A 17,635-nucleotide genomic window follows, 5' to 3' on the forward strand; every position below is an offset into this window, starting at 1 on the left:
GAGCGGTCAGCGGTACAACCTGGGAGACACCGCACTCTCCGCGCGATCGTGCGCTCGCCTTTGCCGCTTCGAGAGTTCGTCGTAGTCCCTCGGCATCACCGCCAGGAGCACGATGGCGGCAATAAGACCATGGGACAACATCGCAGTGAGGACCGACGTGTTGGAAAGAGCGACAGTTGGCATTGTCATGACGATCCCGACGACCCCGAGCGGCAGGCCGACGGCGACCTGATCCAGAATGCGAAGATACGCCAGCAGGACCACACCGGCGCCGATCATGCCAATCCAGCCGAAATTGGCAAATCCGTCCGCGAACATGTTGGCGTTCGCCGCCATCGTCGGAAGACCGGCCATCCATTGACCGATCACGTACGGGGGCGTGAGCTCATACGGGTAGTCCACAAAAGGCCTCAGGATTGAATGTCCCAAATGAACCTGCGGATTGGTGCTGAAGAACTCCGCATAGACGGAGGTGAAAACTCCCGGGGTGATGAGGAACCGCCTCGACAGGAGGGAGGTCAGCAGTATGGAATGCAGGAGCTGATCGATCACTGCCGAGATGAGAATCAGACCGGCCGCGCCCCAGACGAGTGTCAGACCATCAGGCTTCCGCTTCCTTCGACGCATGACGAACGCGACGATGAACCAAGCAGGGATAGCGAACAACATCCCTTTGAATCCGGTAGTGGAGTACAAGATCAGCTGCCCGAGCAGACCGGCAATGGTCCACACCGGCGCGCGCTTGAACAGGCCGCGGGCGACCATGAGCGGGTTCACGACATTCGCTTGGATGAAGACCAGATAGCTGAGGACGCCGATGCCCTCGAGGTTCCCCGCATATTCCTCGCGCACGTCGTACACATCGAGGAAGCTGAGAATGCGGAGACTGATCCCTTGCGTGAATGCGAGAAGACCGTACGTCACGAGCGAGATGACGATCAGGATGAGCCAGATTGACGTGGGGGAAACAGCCCAGCTTCGCGGCTTCACTTTGCCGCGGACCCCCCAGGCCACGCCCATGAAGATCAGCGCCACCGCACCTCCCAGGACGAGCGCCTGGTCATCGGTCCGGTACGTCGTGTACGGAGCGATCAAGATCGTCGGAGCGACCGTGACGACGAAGAGCAGCCAGAGCACGATAGACGACGCTCTGTCGAGACGGCGTGGAAGCGCCAGTGCAACCGCGATGGCAATCACAACAGCGACACTGAAAGCAGCTGTTGTCGGCTCCCTATACCGATATCCGAGGTAGCTGAACGTCGGCGAGATCAGATCCGCGTAGACCCAGTGAAGAAGGAGGGCGAAGACCACGATCCCAGCGGGAAGTACGAGGAACTCGCGGATGGGAAAATTCGGTCGGGCGCCACTTGAACGGCGACCATAAACCGATCCCTCATGAGCTTGTTCCACAGGCCTAGAGCCTACCCACTAATCGGCCGTCGACTTGTCGGATCATACATACGCTGCATCTAGGCATGTCAGATGGTCCTAACTCGCATCGAGGCCGGCCAACGAGGCGACAGCAACCGGATCCGGATACGTGATCAGCACGGCCTCGCGGCGGCCGTAGAAGACGAATTGGCTCCCCGCAGCGACCGCGCTGGCGCCCGCGCCTAGCGCGTCAGCGAAGGCGTCGATGCCGTCGGCTCCTCCGAGCGCGATCACGGGCACGCGCACAGCAGACGAGACAGTACGAATAGCGTTCAGGTCGTATCCCTCGCGCTTCCCCTCCCTATCGGTCGCCGAAACGATGATCTCGCCGACGCCCATCGAGACCGCGCGGCGCGCCAAGGCATCGGCCGTCTCCGACTCGTCTTTCGTTCCGGAAGCGCTCGTCGTCACGAGTGCGCCATCGGCGCCGCGCCGCACGTCGATGCTCGCCACAACGCTCTGCGATCCGAGCTCCGCCGCCATCATCTCCACGGCCGCCGGCTCGGTGAACAGGGCGGAGTTGACGATGACTTTCTCGACGCCGAGGTTGACCACACGTCGAGCCTGGTCGAGGGACTGCAGCCCGCCGCCGTATGCCACCGGCATGAAGGCCTCGGACGCGATGTCGGCGAGGACGTCGTACGCCGGATCGCGATGCGATCGGCTAGCGGCGATGTCGACGACCACGAGTTCGTCGACCTGCTTCTCGTTGAAGATCTTCACCGCGTTGATGGGATCACCGAGGTAGCGCGGGCTCCGGTACTGCCGCGTCTTGACCAGCCAGCCGCCTTCATCGATCTGGAGGACCGGGATCACCCGCGGGCCGATCACGAGCGCGCCCACTGGTCGAGCATCTGCATGCCGAAGGCGTGGCTCTTCTCCGGGTGGAACTGGGCCCCGGTGACGTTCTCGCGCTGCACCATCGAGGTGAACTCTCCTCCGTAGTCGCTCCGCGCCAGCTCATCACGCTCGTCCGAGACGACCACGCGATAGCTGTGCACGAAGTAGAAGCGACGATTCGTCGGGAGTCCCTCGACGATCGCGGCGGGCTTGCGCACGGTCAGCTGGTTCCAGCCCATGTGAGGCACGCGGATCCCGCCCGAGTCGTCGAAGCGCACGCTGCCTCCTGGGATGAGTCCCAACCCGGCAGACGTACCTTCCTCGCTCGAATCGAGGAGTAGCTGCATGCCGAGGCAGATCCCGAGGAGCGGGCGGCCGGTGCGGGCGAAATCATGGATCGCCGCATCGAACCCTCCGGAACGGAGCTTGTCGGTGGCGGTGTCGAAGGCGCCGACACCCGGGAGCAGCAGCCGCTCGGCACTCGCGATCTGCTCAGGGTCCGCAGAGAGTTCGGCCTCCTGCCCGATCCGGCGAGACATGTTGATGAGGGACCCGATGTTCCCCACCCCGTAGTCGACGATCGTGATCATCCGTGTTCGTCTCCCTTGCGTGCTATGCATCCGCTGAGCAGTCCATCCAGTCGCTCAGCCAGCGCCCGATAGTCGTAGTTTGCGATGACGTGCGCCCGCGCATTCGCCGCCCACCTCGCCCGGTCGTCAGCCGCATCCCGCGCCGCCATCCGGATCATCGCTGCTCCGAGTCCTGCCGCGTCGTCAGCCGGGACGACGACGCCGGCATCGGCGTCGGCGACCATGTTGTTTCGAGCGCTGCTCGCCACGAGGATCGGGCGCGCTGCGGCGGCGTAGTCGAAGATCTTGTTCATGCTCACCCCGAAGCGGTAGACGTCGAGGTCGAGGATGTTGATGACCATCGCATCGGCTCGTCCGACCAGGGAAGGAACGCGATCCTTGGGGACGGGTGGCTCGAAGGCGATCCGATCGCCGAGGGAAGACCCGGCGGCGCGACGTTCGATCGCCGGCAGTTCCGCTCCGTTCCCGACGATAACCAGTCGCAGCCTCGGCTCTGAGGCGGCAGCGGAGAGGAAGCCCTCCACGATCGCTCCCAGTCCGTTCGCCCTGCCGACGGATCCGAGGTACATGAAGACGAAGTCTTCGCCACCGGCTGGCAGTGCACCGTCGAAGTCTTCGGCGTCCGTGCCGTTCGAGATCCAGACCACCTTCTCCTCCGGCACCCCCTGCGCGACCAGGTACTCGGAGGCGAACGGCAGCAGAGTGATGATGGCTTCTGCACGGTCGCAGAGCAGGCGCTCCAGTCGCCGCAGCATCCAAGTCAGCGGGCCTCGCGGCCGGAGCTTGCCCATGTCGATGAGGGTCTGCGGCCACAGGTCGCGGATCTCGAAGACGAACGGAACGCCGGCCCGGCGCGCCAGGACCGAAGCCGCCCACGCCGCGAGCGGATGGACGGTGCTGCCGATCACCACGTCGGGGCGAGGGAGGTCCCGCACGTTCGAGCGGCGCAGGAGAGCCGCCGTGAAGGCGGCCATGTTCCGGAGTCGGCCCAGCCCCCCGCTGTACTCCGGGGTAGGGAGAAATCGGAATCGCACGCCGTCGCGCGTGCGGTCGCTCGCCCGTGCGTCCGCGAGTCCGGCCCGGCGACGTCCGGATGGGTGCTCCGTGCTGGCGGCGAGCAGGACAACGGTCCAGCCGCGCTCGACGAGCCCTCGCGCAAGCGAGAAGTGTCGCGACCCGGATGCCGTCTCCTGCGGGTCGGTCGCGTAGTGGTTGACGATCCAGACAGTCTTCACGCGGTCCCCCGCACTCGCCGGTACTCATCGAGCATGCGAGCGGATTCGGTCTGCCAATCCGGGAGCTCGACGTCTGCGATCGCCCGGCGCCCCTCAGCGACGTCCGTGTCGCTGAGCGACGACATGGCCCTGACCAGAGACGCCGCATCGGCTCCGACCTTCCAGGACGCCGCCTGCGGACCGAGCAGACGGTCGACCTCCACGAGATCCGTATAGAAGAAGGGAATGCCCGCCATGGAGTACTCCAGCGCCTTGTTGGGCAGGGAGAGGGCGTACGAGAGGCAAGTCGCCTCGATCAGGCAGAGGCCGACGTCTCCTCCCGCGACGGTGTCGACGACTTCATCCGCCGGCACGGCGCCGAGGAAATGGATGTTCGCGTGCCGCTCCGCGGCAGTCCGCACCAGGTTCTCCAGAGTGCCCGCACCGATGAACACGACGTGATCGCCGGACGACTCACGCACGGCGAACGCCTCGAGGATCTCGGCCACATGACGATGCGGCACGATGTTCCCGACGTGCACGTAGACCCGGGTCTCGGAGGGGATGCCGAACCTCCGACGCAGGTCGACGGCCCGCGGATCCCGCTCACGGGAGGGCGCGTTGCGCACGCTGGTCACCCGCACACCCGGATACGCGGCGCGATACCAGTCCGCAATCGATTCGTTGACGACGAGCACTGCGTCGCACCGGCGCACGTAGTGTCTCTCGATCATCCGGAAGACCCTGCCCTGGATGCCCGTCGACGTCGAGGTCTCCGTCTCGAGCTCATGGGTGTCGTAGATCAACGCAGCGCGATGACGGCGCGCGATCGCGTGACAGACCGGCAACACCGCAACGGAGTGCGCGTTGACGACGCGCACCGGGCGCGTGCGCCACCGGCGGTAGACCGCCATCGACCAGGAGATCTGTTCCAGGATGCGCCCTAGGATCGAGCGCGGCCTCTCGTCTACGACGGAGCCGACACGTTCGATCGACCGGTCGTCGTCGAGTCGTTCGACATCCGGGAGTCCGGCGCCCCGCTGACCGGTGACGACGACCTCCTCGAACAGGCCCGCCTCGGCCACCGCCTTCGTCTCCCGGAAGATGCGGCTCTCGTTGACGATGGGTGCGGGATAGATATGGACGTTCACGCTCTCGGTCATCGTGGGTAGAGCCCCAGCTTGCGTAGCCGGTTGACCGTCCCTCTGAGGAACTGCACGAAGCCGTAGGAGTTCCGGTAGGCGCGGTAGCTCGACGCCGGTCGCTCGACGATCTCGGCGAGCTGTTCCGGCGTCAGCGACAGCTTCTTGAGCAGCAGGATCTCGTCCTCTGCCCGCAGACGCTCGCTGTAATCGCTCTCGGCCACCGCCGCCAGCGCATCCTCCCGCGAGATCTGACCCGAGTTGATCAGGTCGGAGTAGTGGCCGCGGCGCTTGTCGATGCCGAACTTCTTCGGAAGATAGAAACCCTGCACCCACCGCGTGAAGATGGATTCGTAGTGCTTCCCCTCGTAGGGGACCCAGCCGAGGTGCTCGACGAGCTCGTCCATCGCCTTCGACTTGTCGTACTCGAGGTAGTTGAGGATGGACACGATCCGCACGCGTCTGACGAAAGTCGTCCATGCGAGCGTCACGAACCCGAAATGCGGATACGTCCGCAACGGCACCCGGCCGAATCGGCGGTGCACGTCGTTGAGATAGCGCCAGTCGGAGTGGCCGTACGACCACGAGGGAACGCTGATCGACTCGGTGGCGAAGTTCATCCCGGAGATGATGAACCGCACGCCGTGATCACGAGCGACCTTCCAGAGCGTCGCCTGGATCGCGTGGTCACTCGGAATGTCTGCGTCCGGCGTCGACGCCAGGAGGAACGAGCGCTGCAGGTCGTAGAACTCGTCGAGCCGCAGCACCTCGGTGTGGAGGTCGATGTCGAGCGTCCGCAGGAGACGTTCGATGTTCAGGACGGCGAGGGCGGAGTTCCAGCCGTTGTCGACGTGGACGGCGAGCGGACGGAGTCCGAGTCGCTTCACCTGCAGCGCGACGTAGGAGCTGTCCACTCCCCCGCTCACGCCGATGATGCAGTCGTACTCCCGCCCCTTCCCGGCACGGGAGATCGCCTCGACGACTTGTGCCAGCTTCGCCGGGCGCTGCTCGACGGGGACGACGCGGGATTCCAGCAGTGCGTCGTAGCGGAGACAGTGGTTGCACACTCCGTCGACGAGGACCAGGTCTGGGTCCACGGCGGAGTTCATGATGCAACGTGTGCATTCTCGAACGGTCATCGAGCGGGCACCCCTTTCACTGTCGTCCCCGCGGCGACGTCCTTGGTCACGCAGGCCGCGCCCCCTACTGTCGCTCCGGCGCCCACCGTGAGCCCTTGCAGTACGACCGATCCCGCGCCGAGCAGCGCGCCGCTCTCGACGACCACGTTCCCGGACACGATCGCTCCCGGGTTGACCGAAACGAAATCGGCGAGCCTCGCGTCATGCCCGATGATGCTCGCGGGATTCAGGTGCACGTGGTCGCCGATGGCGACGTTGGTGGAGACCTGCACACCGGAGGTGATGACGACGCCATCTCCGATACGCGACTGCGAACCGACGACCGCACGGGGATGGATGAGGGTGACGGCGCGCAGTCCTGCGCCGGTCAGGCGACGGGCGACGGCCTCGCGCACGGTCGGCGAGCCGATCCCCACGACGAATCGCTCATCGCCGGAGGCCCCCGGCAGCCATTCCTCCTCGGCGCCGAGGTAGACGACGCCACGCTCCGCCAATCGACCGAGGTCCTCCTGCCGCGGCCCCGAATCCACGACGCCGACGAGGTGCAGAGATCCATCCGCTGCATTGATCGCTTCGATCACATCGAGCGTCTCCCGCCCGAATCCTCCGGCGCCGACGACGACGATCCGCTCAGCCATTCGCTTCTCCGAACTTCGACATCGTCACGTGTCCTTCCGCGGAGATCCCGTCGCGCTTCAGCACGGAGCCGATCGTCGCGAGGACGATCCGCAGGTCGAGCCCGGCGCTGCGTCGATCGACGTAGCGCACGTCCTGCCGGAACTTGCTCTCCCAGGAGATCGCGTTGCGTCCGGTCACTTGGGCGAGCCCGGTGATGCCGGGCCGCACCTCGTGCCGCCGCGCCTGCTCCGGGGTGTACCGCTCCAGATACTCTACGAGCAGCGGCCGCGGACCGACGATGCTCATGTCGCCTCGGAGCACGTTCCAGAGACTCGGCAGCTCGTCGAGGCTCGTGGATCGCAACCGCACACCGAACGGGGTCAGCCTGTCCGCATCGGTCACCCATCCGCGGGCTTCGTCGACGGAGCGCATCGAGCGGAACTTGTAGAGCGTGAAGATCCGTCCGTCCTTGCCGGGGCGCGCCTGCGCGAAGACGACCGGGCGCCCCAGCTTGACCGCGACCAGCACCGCGGTCGCGACGATGACCGGGGAGAGCAGCACGAGAGCGACGGCGGACACGACGAGGTCGAGCCCCCGCTTCAGCACGTCGTACGGACGCACACGCGTACTCATCGATTCAGGAAGCCACGGATCGCGGTGACCACGCGTTCGCGCTGCGTGTCGGTCAGAGCCGAGCCGCTCGGCAGAGTCAGGCCCCGTGCGAACAGGCTCTCGGACGCACCGTTCGTATTGCTGCGCGCGCCCTCGAAGATCGGCTGCGCATGCATCGGCTTCCACAGCGGACGGCTCTCGATGTCGTCGGCGGCGAGCGCTGCGGCGAGCTCCGACGGCTCCCAGCCCGTGATCGACGAGTCGACCAGGATCGACGTCAGCCAGACGTTGTCCGCCTCGTCTCCCTCAGCCCCGAAGACCTCCACGCCGTCGACGTCGGCGAAGAGGTGCTTGTACAGCTCACGCATCTCCCGGCGCCGCGCGATCATCGCGTCGAGGCGGGCGAGCTGCGCCCGACCGAGCGCCGCGAGCAGGTTGCTCATCCGGTAGTTGTAGCCGATGTCGGTGTGCTCGTAGTGCACCACCGGCTGTCGGGCCTGTGTGGCCAGGTAGCGCACGTGCTTCGCGAACTCCGCGTCGTCGGTGAGCAGCATCCCTCCGCCGGACGTCGTCATGATCTTGTTGCCGTTGAACGACACGATGGATGCTCGCCCGAAGCTGCCTGCTGCACGGCCGGCGTGCGTCGCCCCCAACGATTCCGCGGCGTCCGCCACGACCGGCACACCGAACTCATCGGCGATCGCGAGAACCGCGGTGTAGTCGATGGCCTTGCCGAGCAGGTCGACCGGAACGATCGCCGACACGGTCTCGCCGGCGTCACGCAACTCGACGAGCGCCTCACGAAGCAACGCCGCATCGATGTTCCCGGTCGCGGGGTCGGCGTCGATGAAATACGGCTCGGCACCCGTGTACACGATGGCGTTGGCCGTCGCGGCGAACGTCATCGACGAGGTGAGCACCACGTCGCCCGGTTTCACGCCGAGCGTGAGAAGTGCGAGGTGCAGGGCAGCGGTTCCCGAACTCAGCGCCACCGCATGAGCGACTCCGACTCGCTCGGCGAGCTCGCGCTCGAAGGCGTCGACGTCGGGGCCGAGGGGCGCGATCCATCCGGAACGCATCGCCGCGACGACCGCCTGCTCCTCCGCCTCCCCGACATCGGGGGAAGACATGTAGATGCGTTCGCTCACGCGTCAGCGCCCTTCTGCATACGGATCGGCTCGATCGCCACCGTGTCATTGATCCGCGGGCTCGCGTACATCCGGTCCAGCCATCCCGCCTTGTTGAGCCGCTCGGGCGTGATGATGTCGGCCTTCGTGTGCGACACCTTCGGGTGGAAGGGCCGCTCCAGGTTCTCGCGCGATCCGACGAGCTCTTCGTGCAGCTTCTCGCCGCGACGGAGCCCGGTGAAAACGATCTCGACGCTCTTGCCCGACATCGCGATCATGCGCTTGGCGACCTCGAGGATCGACACCGGCTGGCCCATGTCGAGGATCAGCACCTCACCCGCGCGGCCGATGCCGCCCGCCTGCACGACCAGCTGGCACGCTTCGGGGATCGTCATGAAGTAACGCGTCGCCTCGGGGTGGGTGACCGTGATCGGCCGGCCCTCCGCGATGAGTCGCTGGAACGTCGGCAGCATCGACCCGCGGCTGCCGATCACGTTGCCGAACCGCACCGAGAGGTACCGCATTCCGGTCTCGGCGCCTGCCCAGGCGGTGAGCTTCTCGGCGACCCGCTTGGAGTGTCCGAGCACGCTCGTGGGGTTGGCGGCCTTATCGGTCGAGATGTTGACGAAGGTGTCGACGCCGACGGAACGGGCGGCGTTGATCACGTTGAGCGTGCCGAGCACGTTCGTCTTCCACGCCTCGTCGGGATACTGCTCGAGCATCGGCAGGTGCTTCAGAGCGGCGGCATGGAACACGACCTCGGGGCGACGGTCGACGAAGATGTCGAGCAGATTCTGCTCTTCACGGATGTCCGCGAGGACGACGTCGCGAGAATCGAGCAGTCCGTGGCCGACCGTCCCGAGCTGAGCGACCTGGAGTCCGGTCTCGTCGCGGTCCACCATGATCAGCTCGCTCGGCCCGTACTTGGCCAGCTGCCGGCACAGCTCGGAACCGATGGAGCCTCCGGCGCCGGTCACGAGCACGCGCCGCCCGGTGATGTATCCGGCGATCAGCTCGACGTTCGTGTCGACGGGGTGGCGCCCGATCAGATCCTCGATGCTGATGTCGCGCACGTCGGTGACCGACTGCTCCCCCGAGGCGAGCGTCGCCAGGGTGGGCGTGACCGCGACCCGCAGGCCGGCACTCTCGGCCAGGTCGCTCAGCGCACGCAGCAACGCGCTGTCGGCGCTCGGGATCGCGATGACGGCCAGCTTCGCGCCGGTGCTCCGCGCGACCGTCGCGATGTCGCGCGTGGTGCCGAGCACCGGAACGCCCCGCAGACGGAGGTTGCGCTTGGCCGGATCGTCGTCCAGCAGACCGACCGGCCGGATGGGCGAGGACGGGTCGGTCGTGACGTTCGCGAGCAGCTTGTCCCCGAGGAATCCGGCACCGATGATCAGTGCCGCCTCGGCATCCGCACCGGGCTTGCGCGCACGCTCGATGGCCAGACGTGCCACGTACCGCACGCCGAACATCAGCAGCAGCACGAACGGGAACGCGAGCAGCAGCGTTCCGCGCGGGATGCCGACGATCGGCCCGATCGGAATCACGATCAGCGACAGCAGCACTGCTTCGACCACGACGATCAATGCCACCGCGCGGACCTCGTCGAAGGAACCGTAGGTGAATCGTCCACGGTAGAGGGCTGTCGCGAATCCGACGGCCATCTGGATGACACCGGCCGAGAGCGCGAGCACGATCGTCGCGATCCAGCCCCGCGCGTCCATCATGAACTCGAAACGGAGGGCGATCGCGAGAACGACGCCGAAAGTCCAGGCGAGCCCATCGACCACCGCGGCCAGCATCCGGCGTCGTCGCTGCTTCACGGACACCTCGGACAATATTGGAATATTGCCGGTAGACACGTCGGTCGACCCATCCGGATTCACGTGCGGAGCCCCCTCAGACTTATTCACTCTCCTGGAGATATGTTCTCACAGCGAATGAGCAGGTCCGTCCGTTATGGCGTTCCCTCACCGTCCGCCGGCGGGTCGGTGCCGGGATCCGTCTCGCCGTCGCCAGGGCCCGTCACCGGCGGAGTGACACCGGTCCCCGGGTCGGTGCTCCCGTCCGTGGGCGGCGTCTGGTTCCCGTCACCCTGCTGCTGCTGTTGCTGGGGCTGCCACTGATTCTCTTGCTCACGCTGCTCGCGCTCGATCTCGAACCGCAGCTGGTCCGCAGCCAACGCGACGAACGCGTCCCGGTACGCCGCCAGCGCGGAACGACCCTCCGCCGCCCACAGATCCGCGGCAGCGACACGCGTCGCGGCGTCGGACACGGCCGTGCGCAACGATTCCTCAGCGTCCGGGTAGCGGGCGATCGCCGCATCCGCCGCGGCGACGAACGACGCAGCGTAGGCAGCGACCGCCGCGTCGGCCGTGGGGCGAAGCGCATCGAGCCGCTCGCGGACCGCCCGTGCCTCGGCGGTCGCAGCGTCCATCGCGACCAAACGCTCCTGGACGCCGTCGATCGCGCCGCCGACCTCCACGAGCGAGTCCTCGTCGATATCGTCGCGCACGTAGTCGGCAGGCAACGAGGGGACGGCGATCCCCGCCAACCCCGAGGCGTACGCATCGACGGCCGCGAGCGCCGTGGCGAGCGCGGCCGCGTCGGTGACCGCGAGCGGCGCATCGTCGAGTTCGCCGGCCGGATCGGCGGCGGTGCTCGTCCCGGTGAGCGCGCTGCGGAGCTGCGCGGCCTCCGCCGTCTGCGCATCGATGTCGGCGACAAGGCGGTCCCCCGCGGTCTTCAACGACTGGTGAGCGTTCAGGAGGGAGGCTTCATCGGCCTCCAACGACTCCACGGCACTCGCGGCCGGGCTGGCCGTCGCCATCTGGATGCCGCCGACGGTGCCGGCGACCACGAGGGCCACGACGGCGAGGGAGGCTGCCGACAGCGTGACGGCGTCGATCGATCGTCTCGGGCGCTTCTTCGGACGGGACGACTCACCGGATCCTGCACCGACCGGAACGGCGGTGCGGGCGGCGGCCTCGACCATGTCAGCGAGTGCTCGGGCGTCCGCGTCCGATGTCGCCGATGCACCACTCTGCCTCGGCTCCCCGATCATCTCCCGCAACCGGCGAGCGGTGTGATGGTCGTCCAGCACCGCCGTCCCTGCGTCGCCGGCGCGGGGCCCGTCGGGGAAGAGCTCGTCGAGGTGAGTCATGTCGCCTTCATAGGAATGGGTAGTCTCGGAAGACGATACCGCCGATCGCACCCGACCATGCTGGAGAGCTATGGACATCCATGACTACCTTCGGGTGTTCCGTCGCCAGATCGTCGTGATCGTCGCGAGCATTCTCATCGGACTCTCCACCGGCGCGCTGGTCGCGATGCTCACCCCTCCCCGCTACCAGGCTTCGACCGAGGTCATGGTGGCCGTGCAGGTCGCCGACACCGCCACCCCCGCGGAACGCGCGCTCGCCACCGGCTACGCGAAGCAGGCTGTGGAGACCTACCGCTCGATCATCACGAGCTCGCTCGTGCTCGACCCCGTGGTCGAAGACCTCGGCCTCTCCTCGGCGCCCTCCGGCATCAGCGCGTCGGCACCGCTCAACAGCGCGATCATCACGATCAGCGTCAGCGACCGCAACCCGGGGCAGGCCGCGCGCATCGCGAACGCCGTCGCGGAGAGCTTCGCCACCGTCGTCACCGGCACTCTCGAAGAGCGCGAGCAGACCGCCGCGTTCAGCATCCGGATCGTCACCCTCGAACCGGCCCAGGTGCCGACGCAGCCCGTCGCGCCGAACCTCTCCCTGTCTCTCACGATCGGCGCCCTCCTCGGCCTCGCGGTCGGCGTCGGCATCGCTCTCCTGCGCGCGACGCTCGACCGCCGGGTGCGCGTCGCGGCGGATGTCGAGGCGGCCGTGCCGGTGCCGGTGCTCGGACAGATCCCGCTGGACCCCGACACCGGTGAGCACCCCCTCGCCATGAGCACCGCACCGCACGGACTCCGCGCCGAGGCCTACCGCAGCCTCCGCACCAACGTGCGCTTCTTCTTCTCCGGCAACCAGGGCGTCTTCGTCGTGACGAGCTCCGGTCCGGGTGAAGGGAAGTCGACCACCGCCGCGAACCTGGCGCTCGCCTTCGCCGACGCGGGTCAGCGCGTGGCCCTGCTCGACGGCGACCTCCGCCTCCCCCGCGTGGCCGAGTACTTCGGCATCGAGGGCGGCATCGGACTCAGCGATGTGCTGGCCGGCCGCGTGCAGCTCAACGACGTCATCCAGCGCTGGGGCCGCAGCGCCCTGTTCGTGCTCCCGGCCGGCACCGTGCCACCGAACCCGGCCGAGCTGCTCGGCTCCCCCGCGATGGAGAGCCTGATCGAGACGCTCACCGAGGCCTTCGACGTCGTCATCATCGATGCCCCGCCGCTGCTGCTGGTGACGGATGCCGCGGTGATCGCCCGCGTGACGACAGGAGCCCTCCTGATCGCCGCCGCCGGATCGTCGCAGGCCAACCGGCTCGCCGATGCTGCCAAGAGCATCGAGTCGGTCGGAGCGAGAGTGCTCGGGACGGTGCTGACGAAGGCTCCGATCACCGCCGCCGCGAGCACGACCTACGGCACCGCCGCGCCGGCGACGCACTGAACACGCGCAGCGCCGGTCGTCCCACCGTCGCTGTGGAAGAATACTGGGATACCGTTTTCACGGCCCGCCTTGATCGGCAGAGGTCGCACTGCATCAGGGGGAATCTGCCGCGTGGAACTTCGCGACTACGTGCGTGTGCTGCACAGAAACTGGATCCTGATCCTCGTCCTGATGGTCCTCGGCCTCGCCGGCGGTGCGGGATACGCCGCGCTGCAGCAGCCGAAGTACGTCGCATCGACGCAACTGTACGTCTCGGTCCGCACCGAGGGCGCCGCCACCGGTGACCTCGTGCAGGGCACGACCTTCGCACGGCAGATGGTCACCAGCTACGTCGACGTCGTCGGCACCGCGCTCGTGCTCGAACCCGTCATCGAAGAACTCGGCCTCGACGACTCGGTCTCGGGCCTCAGCAGCCGCGTCACAGCGACGACCCCGCTCAACACCGTCCTGATCGACGTCAGCGTGACCGACGGCGACCCCGAGCAGGCCGCGGCCATCGCCAACGCCGTCGCCGTGAGCTTCCAGGACGCGGTGCAGAAGACGCTCGAGCAGCCCGCGACCGAAGACGCCGTCAGCCCGGTTCGCATCACCGTGACCGAGCCCGCCATCGCCTCCTCCACCCCGACGAGCCCCAACGTGCGCCTGCTGATCATCCTCGGCGGCATCATCGGCCTGGCTCTCGGTCTCGGCATCGCGATGCTCCGCACCGTGCTCGACAACCGCATCCACACGCTCCACGACATCGAGGCAGTCACCGATCGCCCCGTCCTCGGCGGCATCGCGTACGACCCGGATGCCACCAAGCGCCCGCTCATCGTGCACGCCGATCCGCGCAGCCCGCGCGCCGAGTCGTTCCGCAGCCTGCGCACGAACCTGCAGTTCCTCAACCTCGACGCCGGCCCCCGCATCTTCGTCGTCTCCAGTGCAGGCCCCGGTGAGGGCAAGTCGACGACGACCGCCAACCTCGCCATCGCTCTCGCCGAGACAGGCGCTCGTGTGGCCCTGGTCGACGGCGACCTGCGACTGCCCCGCGTGGCCGACTACCTCGGCATCGAGGGCGGCGTCGGACTCACCGACGTGCTCATCGGACGCGAGGACGTGGCCGACGCGCTGCAGAAGTGGGGCACCACCGACCTGTACGCTCTGCCGAGCGGGCAGGTGCCGCCGAACCCGAGCGAGCTGCTGGGCTCGGCTGCGATGGATCAGGTGCTCACGTCGCTCGGCGACTACTTCGACTACGTGCTCATCGACGCGCCGCCGCTGCTGCTGGTGACCGATGCGGCCGTGGTGGGAAGCAAGACCCGCGGCGTCATCCTCGCCGCAGCCTCCGGCAAGACGAAGAAGCAGGAGCTGTCCGGGGCACTGCGCGCACTCGAGAACGCCGGCGTGCAGATGCTGGGCGTGGTCGTCACGATGCTTCCCACGAAGGGTCCGGACAGCTACGGCTACGGCTCGTACACCTACGGGTCGACGCACGACCTGGACGGCGAGACATCGACGGATCGTCGGAAGGCCAAGCGGGCCAAGAAGGCGAAGAGCGCCAAGAAGCGCGAAACCGCTCGAGTCTGATCCGCCCCGACCGATCCGTACTACTTGGTCGGCGCCACCCGGAAGACGATGCCGTGATAGAGCACGAAGCGCAGCAGCACCACGATGACGATGCTCGTCAGGTTCACGACGTTGACGGCGACCGCTCCGGGCTCCCGGCCGAGGACCGCGGCGACCGCCTCGACGCCCACCCAGACGAGGAAAGCGCCGATGGCCGTGCACACGGCGTTGGTGACGAGGAACAGGGTGACCTCGGAAACCCGTCCGCGGCGGTCGCGATGGCGGAACGTCCACTCGCGGTTCCCGATGTACGCGTTGATCAGCGCGACGAGCGAGGCGACGATCTTCGCGGCGACGACATCCCATCCCCACGCGAAGACCAGCAGATTGAAGACGCCGACCTCGATGAGGGTGCTCAGAGCGCCCACGACGAGGAAACGGCTGCCGACGCCGGCGAGGCGACGGATGCGAGAGGGAGGGTTCATGGCTCAACTAGGCTACTTGCTGATCCCCGCGCCCTCCGCCACCCCAAGGACCCTGTGACCCTTCGCCACCTCGCCGTCGTCATGCCCGCCTACAACGAGGTCGAAGGCATCCGGGGCTTCATCGACGAGATCCGCGACTGCGTGTCTCCCCTGGCCGACCGCGTCACCTTCCACGTCGCCGACGATCGCTCCACGGATGCCACGGCTTCGGTGTTCGACGGTGTCTCCGACGTCGCCGTCGAAGTGCAGCCCCTCAACCGCGGTCACGGCCCGACCGCGCTCTCCGCCTACCGCGCCGGACTCGCCGCCGACCCCGACGTGCTCGTGCACGTGGACGGCGACGGCCAGTTCTACGGCAGCGACTTCACCCGGCTCATCACCGCGCTCACGACCGAGGACGCCGATGTCGTCCACGGCGTGCGCGACGGTCGCACCGACCCCTGGTATCGCAAGGTGCTCACGGGCGCGGTCGGCCTCCTGATCGCCCTCGCCGCCGGACGCCGCATCCCCGACGTCAACACCCCGCTGCGCGCCTACCGCCCGGACGCGCTGCGACTGCTCGTCGACGCGACCCCGGCCGACGCCACGGTGCCGCACGTGCACTTCTCCCTCGCCGAGGCCCGAGCGGGCTTCACCGTGCGCTACCTCCGTGTGGCCAGCATCCCCCGACGAGGAGAATCGACCACCGGCACCATGTGGGGGCGCGGGAACGCCGTCACCCTGCCGCCGAAGCGCCTGCGCCGGTTCGTGCGCGTCGCCCTCGTCGAGGCGTGGACGCTCTCGCTGCGGCCCTCCGCTCCCCTGCGCAACATCCGTCGCCCGGAGACCGTCGCGCGATGACGCGAGCACGCACGATCGTGTTCTGGGCGGCGGCAGTCGCCCTGCTGATCGGGCACGTCATCGTCGCGTGGCACAGCCTGTTCGTCTGGCGCTTCTGGGAGGACGAGGCCTTCAACCTCACCGTCCCGCTCAACCTGCTCGACGGTCTCGGATACTCCAGCGACGGCGCCCTCTCCGGGTCGACCATCACACCCTTCGACCCGCGCATCTCGACCGGGCCCGTCGTGCTCCTGCCCGTCGCCGCGCTCCTCGCGACCGGGATGGACCCGGTGCTGGCGGCACGGCTGGTCCCTCTGGCCTTCTGGGTGGCGCTCCTCGCCGGGCTCGCCGTGATCGGACGGCGCATCGGCGGACGCTGGGCAGCTCTACTCGCCGTCGCGGTCCCCCTGGCGTTCACCGCGGATGCCGGGTTCTCCCCCATCCAGGGCCCCGCCGATCTGCTCGGCGAGATCCCCGCGGCCGCGCTCCTCGTCTGGGCGCTCACGCTCCTTCCCCGCCGCGCCTGGCTGGCCGGCCTCCTCGTGGGTCTCGCGATCCAGGCGAAGCTCATCGCCGCCCTCGCACTGCCGGCGTTCGCGATCGCCCTGTGGGTGTTCTCCGACGGCACCGGCTGGGCCCGCGTGCGCGACACCCTCCGGCGGTCGTGGCTGCCCTTCCTGCTGGCCGCCGTGCCGACGCTGCTCCTGGAGCTCGGCGCGCTGCTGTCGCTGGGCTTCGGCGGCTTCGTGCAGCACCTGCGCGACTTCGGTCACTTCCTCCGCACCGGGGGTCAGGGCGACGCCGCGACCACGGTGCTGCAGAAGCTCGGCACGCTGGCGGACTCGTGGTCGCTGCCCGGCTTCCTCGCCGTGATCGGAGCGGTCATCGCCCTCGGTCTCGCGATCACCGGCATCGTGCTGCGCTGGCGTGACGCGAGCGCCGCCGACCGGATCGTGATCGCCTACGCTCTGGCGGCCATCGTCGGCGCACTCGCGTTCGTGGGCTGGTGGGCCACCGCCTCCCGACTGCCGCTGTGGGTGCGACACCCCGCACCCGGCATCCTGGCGTTCTTCCCCGTGATCGCCGCGGTCGCCCTGTGGGCCGTGGCCGCCCTGCCGCGCCGCAACGGCGTCCGTGTCATCGGCGTCGTCGCCGCGTCCGCACTGGCCGCCATCATCGCCGGCGGCGGGGTTTCCCACGTCGTGTCGACGTACGAGCCCCGCACGACGCTGGAGAGCCAGCGGGTCGCCCTTGTGCCGCTCACGGCCTGGGTCGAGGCGAACGACATCGAATGGCTGGCGGCGGAGCCCTGGGGGTACGCGGTCGCGCCGATCGTCCTGACGGGTGCGCACGTCGGGCTCTTCGACGCTCCCGCCATGGCCGACGCGCCCCGGCTGACCACTCGGCCCTGCGCGACCGAGACCCTCGTCGACGCCGGCCAGTACCGCATCTGCGCGGCGCCCTGACCGCGCAGCTCGGCGACG

The 17,635-nt window shown here is 67.9% G+C and carries 16 protein-coding genes; 4 read left to right on the top strand and 12 right to left on the bottom strand.

Annotation, left to right across the window (positions count from 1 at the left end; genetic code table 11):
- Window positions 1-6 precede the first annotated feature (6 nt).
- The 11 genes from ACWGO6_RS05205 to ACWGO6_RS05255 form a co-directional block, all read right to left on the bottom strand.
- Window positions 7-1,311: a hypothetical protein gene (locus ACWGO6_RS05205; RefSeq protein ID WP_452326037.1), complete on the bottom strand. Its 1,305-nt coding sequence runs from the start codon at window positions 1,309-1,311 to the stop codon at window positions 7-9.
- Between the two features lie 177 nt (window positions 1,312-1,488).
- On the bottom strand, window positions 1,489-2,274 hold the full coding sequence (locus ACWGO6_RS05210) for a HisA/HisF-related TIM barrel protein (RefSeq protein WP_452326038.1): 786 nt from the start codon (window positions 2,272-2,274) through the stop codon (window positions 1,489-1,491).
- Window positions 2,259-2,861: an imidazole glycerol phosphate synthase subunit HisH gene (gene hisH / locus ACWGO6_RS05215; protein ID WP_452326039.1), complete on the bottom strand. Its 603-nt coding sequence runs from the start codon at window positions 2,859-2,861 to the stop codon at window positions 2,259-2,261. The genes ACWGO6_RS05210 and hisH overlap by 16 nt, the downstream gene beginning before the upstream one ends.
- The gene (locus ACWGO6_RS05220; RefSeq protein ID WP_452326040.1) at window positions 2,858-4,096 is read right to left on the bottom strand and encodes a glycosyltransferase family 4 protein; all 1,239 of its coding nucleotides are present in this window, start codon (window positions 4,094-4,096) and stop codon (window positions 2,858-2,860) included. Before ACWGO6_RS05220 ends, hisH begins: the two co-directional genes overlap by 4 nt.
- The gene (locus ACWGO6_RS05225; RefSeq protein WP_452326041.1) at window positions 4,093-5,238 is read right to left on the bottom strand and encodes a glycosyltransferase; all 1,146 of its coding nucleotides are present in this window, start codon (window positions 5,236-5,238) and stop codon (window positions 4,093-4,095) included. The genes ACWGO6_RS05220 and ACWGO6_RS05225 overlap by 4 nt, the downstream gene beginning before the upstream one ends.
- Window positions 5,235-6,356 carry an N-acetyl sugar amidotransferase gene (locus tag ACWGO6_RS05230; RefSeq protein WP_452326042.1) on the bottom strand — a complete coding sequence of 374 codons (1,122 nt, stop codon included), beginning with the start codon at window positions 6,354-6,356 and terminating at the stop codon, window positions 5,235-5,237. The genes ACWGO6_RS05225 and ACWGO6_RS05230 overlap by 4 nt, the downstream gene beginning before the upstream one ends.
- Window positions 6,353-6,994 carry a NeuD/PglB/VioB family sugar acetyltransferase gene (locus tag ACWGO6_RS05235; RefSeq protein ID WP_452326043.1) on the bottom strand — a complete coding sequence of 214 codons (642 nt, stop codon included), beginning with the start codon at window positions 6,992-6,994 and terminating at the stop codon, window positions 6,353-6,355. The genes ACWGO6_RS05230 and ACWGO6_RS05235 overlap by 4 nt, the downstream gene beginning before the upstream one ends.
- Window positions 6,987-7,607 carry a sugar transferase gene (locus tag ACWGO6_RS05240; protein ID WP_452326044.1) on the bottom strand — a complete coding sequence of 207 codons (621 nt, stop codon included), beginning with the start codon at window positions 7,605-7,607 and terminating at the stop codon, window positions 6,987-6,989. The genes ACWGO6_RS05235 and ACWGO6_RS05240 overlap by 8 nt, the downstream gene beginning before the upstream one ends.
- Window positions 7,604-8,734 (bottom strand): DegT/DnrJ/EryC1/StrS family aminotransferase, encoded by a 1,131-nt coding sequence (locus ACWGO6_RS05245; RefSeq protein WP_452326045.1) that lies wholly within the window; start codon window positions 8,732-8,734, stop codon window positions 7,604-7,606. Before ACWGO6_RS05245 ends, ACWGO6_RS05240 begins: the two co-directional genes overlap by 4 nt.
- On the bottom strand, window positions 8,731-10,545 hold the full coding sequence (locus ACWGO6_RS05250) for a polysaccharide biosynthesis protein (protein WP_452326046.1): 1,815 nt from the start codon (window positions 10,543-10,545) through the stop codon (window positions 8,731-8,733). The genes ACWGO6_RS05245 and ACWGO6_RS05250 overlap by 4 nt, the downstream gene beginning before the upstream one ends.
- A 128-nt stretch (window positions 10,546-10,673) precedes the next feature.
- Complete coding sequence (locus ACWGO6_RS05255) at window positions 10,674-11,879, bottom strand: hypothetical protein (protein ID WP_136042847.1); 1,206 nt, start codon at window positions 11,877-11,879, stop codon at window positions 10,674-10,676.
- A gap of 70 nt (window positions 11,880-11,949) precedes the next feature.
- Here ACWGO6_RS05255 and ACWGO6_RS05260 point away from each other — a divergent pair, with 70 nt between their 5' ends.
- Window positions 11,950-13,299, top strand: coding sequence for a polysaccharide biosynthesis tyrosine autokinase (locus ACWGO6_RS05260; protein WP_452326047.1), 1,350 nt, complete (start codon window positions 11,950-11,952; stop codon window positions 13,297-13,299).
- Between the two features lie 111 nt (window positions 13,300-13,410).
- Window positions 13,411-14,868 (top strand): polysaccharide biosynthesis tyrosine autokinase, encoded by a 1,458-nt coding sequence (locus tag ACWGO6_RS05265; protein WP_452326048.1) that lies wholly within the window; start codon window positions 13,411-13,413, stop codon window positions 14,866-14,868.
- A gap of 20 nt (window positions 14,869-14,888) precedes the next feature.
- Here the strand turns inward: ACWGO6_RS05265 and ACWGO6_RS05270 are convergent, their stop codons facing one another.
- Window positions 14,889-15,332, bottom strand: coding sequence for a GtrA family protein (locus tag ACWGO6_RS05270; RefSeq protein WP_452326049.1), 444 nt, complete (start codon window positions 15,330-15,332; stop codon window positions 14,889-14,891).
- Window positions 15,333-15,386: 54 nt separating this feature from the next.
- Between ACWGO6_RS05270 and ACWGO6_RS05275 the strand changes: the two genes are divergently transcribed.
- Together ACWGO6_RS05275 and ACWGO6_RS05280 are read left to right on the top strand one after the other, a co-directional pair.
- Window positions 15,387-16,172, top strand: coding sequence for a glycosyltransferase family 2 protein (locus ACWGO6_RS05275; protein ID WP_452326050.1), 786 nt, complete (start codon window positions 15,387-15,389; stop codon window positions 16,170-16,172).
- Window positions 16,169-17,617 (top strand): hypothetical protein, encoded by a 1,449-nt coding sequence (locus ACWGO6_RS05280; protein ID WP_452326051.1) that lies wholly within the window; start codon window positions 16,169-16,171, stop codon window positions 17,615-17,617. Before ACWGO6_RS05275 ends, ACWGO6_RS05280 begins: the two co-directional genes overlap by 4 nt.
- Window positions 17,618-17,635: the final 18 nt, after the last annotated feature.

Source organism: Microbacterium sp. NPDC055665, from assembly GCF_053618035.1.

Bases quoted from the DNA above. Each gene is read 5' to 3' on its own strand.
- ACWGO6_RS05280 (WP_452326051.1), top strand. From the start codon at position 16,169: ATGACGCGAGCACGCACGATCGTGTTCTGGGCGGCGGCAGTCGCCCTG.
- ACWGO6_RS05270 (WP_452326049.1), bottom strand. From the start codon at position 15,332: ATGAACCCTCCCTCTCGCATCCGTCGCCTCGCCGGCGTCGGCAGCCGT.
- ACWGO6_RS05240 (WP_452326044.1), bottom strand. From the start codon at position 7,607: ATGAGTACGCGTGTGCGTCCGTACGACGTGCTGAAGCGGGGGCTCGAC.
- ACWGO6_RS05225 (WP_452326041.1), bottom strand. From the start codon at position 5,238: ATGACCGAGAGCGTGAACGTCCATATCTATCCCGCACCCATCGTCAAC.
- ACWGO6_RS05230 (WP_452326042.1), bottom strand. From the start codon at position 6,356: ATGACCGTTCGAGAATGCACACGTTGCATCATGAACTCCGCCGTGGAC.
- ACWGO6_RS05255 (WP_136042847.1), bottom strand. From the start codon at position 11,879: ATGACTCACCTCGACGAGCTCTTCCCCGACGGGCCCCGCGCCGGCGAC.
- ACWGO6_RS05235 (WP_452326043.1), bottom strand. From the start codon at position 6,994: ATGGCTGAGCGGATCGTCGTCGTCGGCGCCGGAGGATTCGGGCGGGAG.
- ACWGO6_RS05260 (WP_452326047.1), top strand. From the start codon at position 11,950: ATGGACATCCATGACTACCTTCGGGTGTTCCGTCGCCAGATCGTCGTG.
- hisH (WP_452326039.1), bottom strand. From the start codon at position 2,861: ATGATCACGATCGTCGACTACGGGGTGGGGAACATCGGGTCCCTCATC.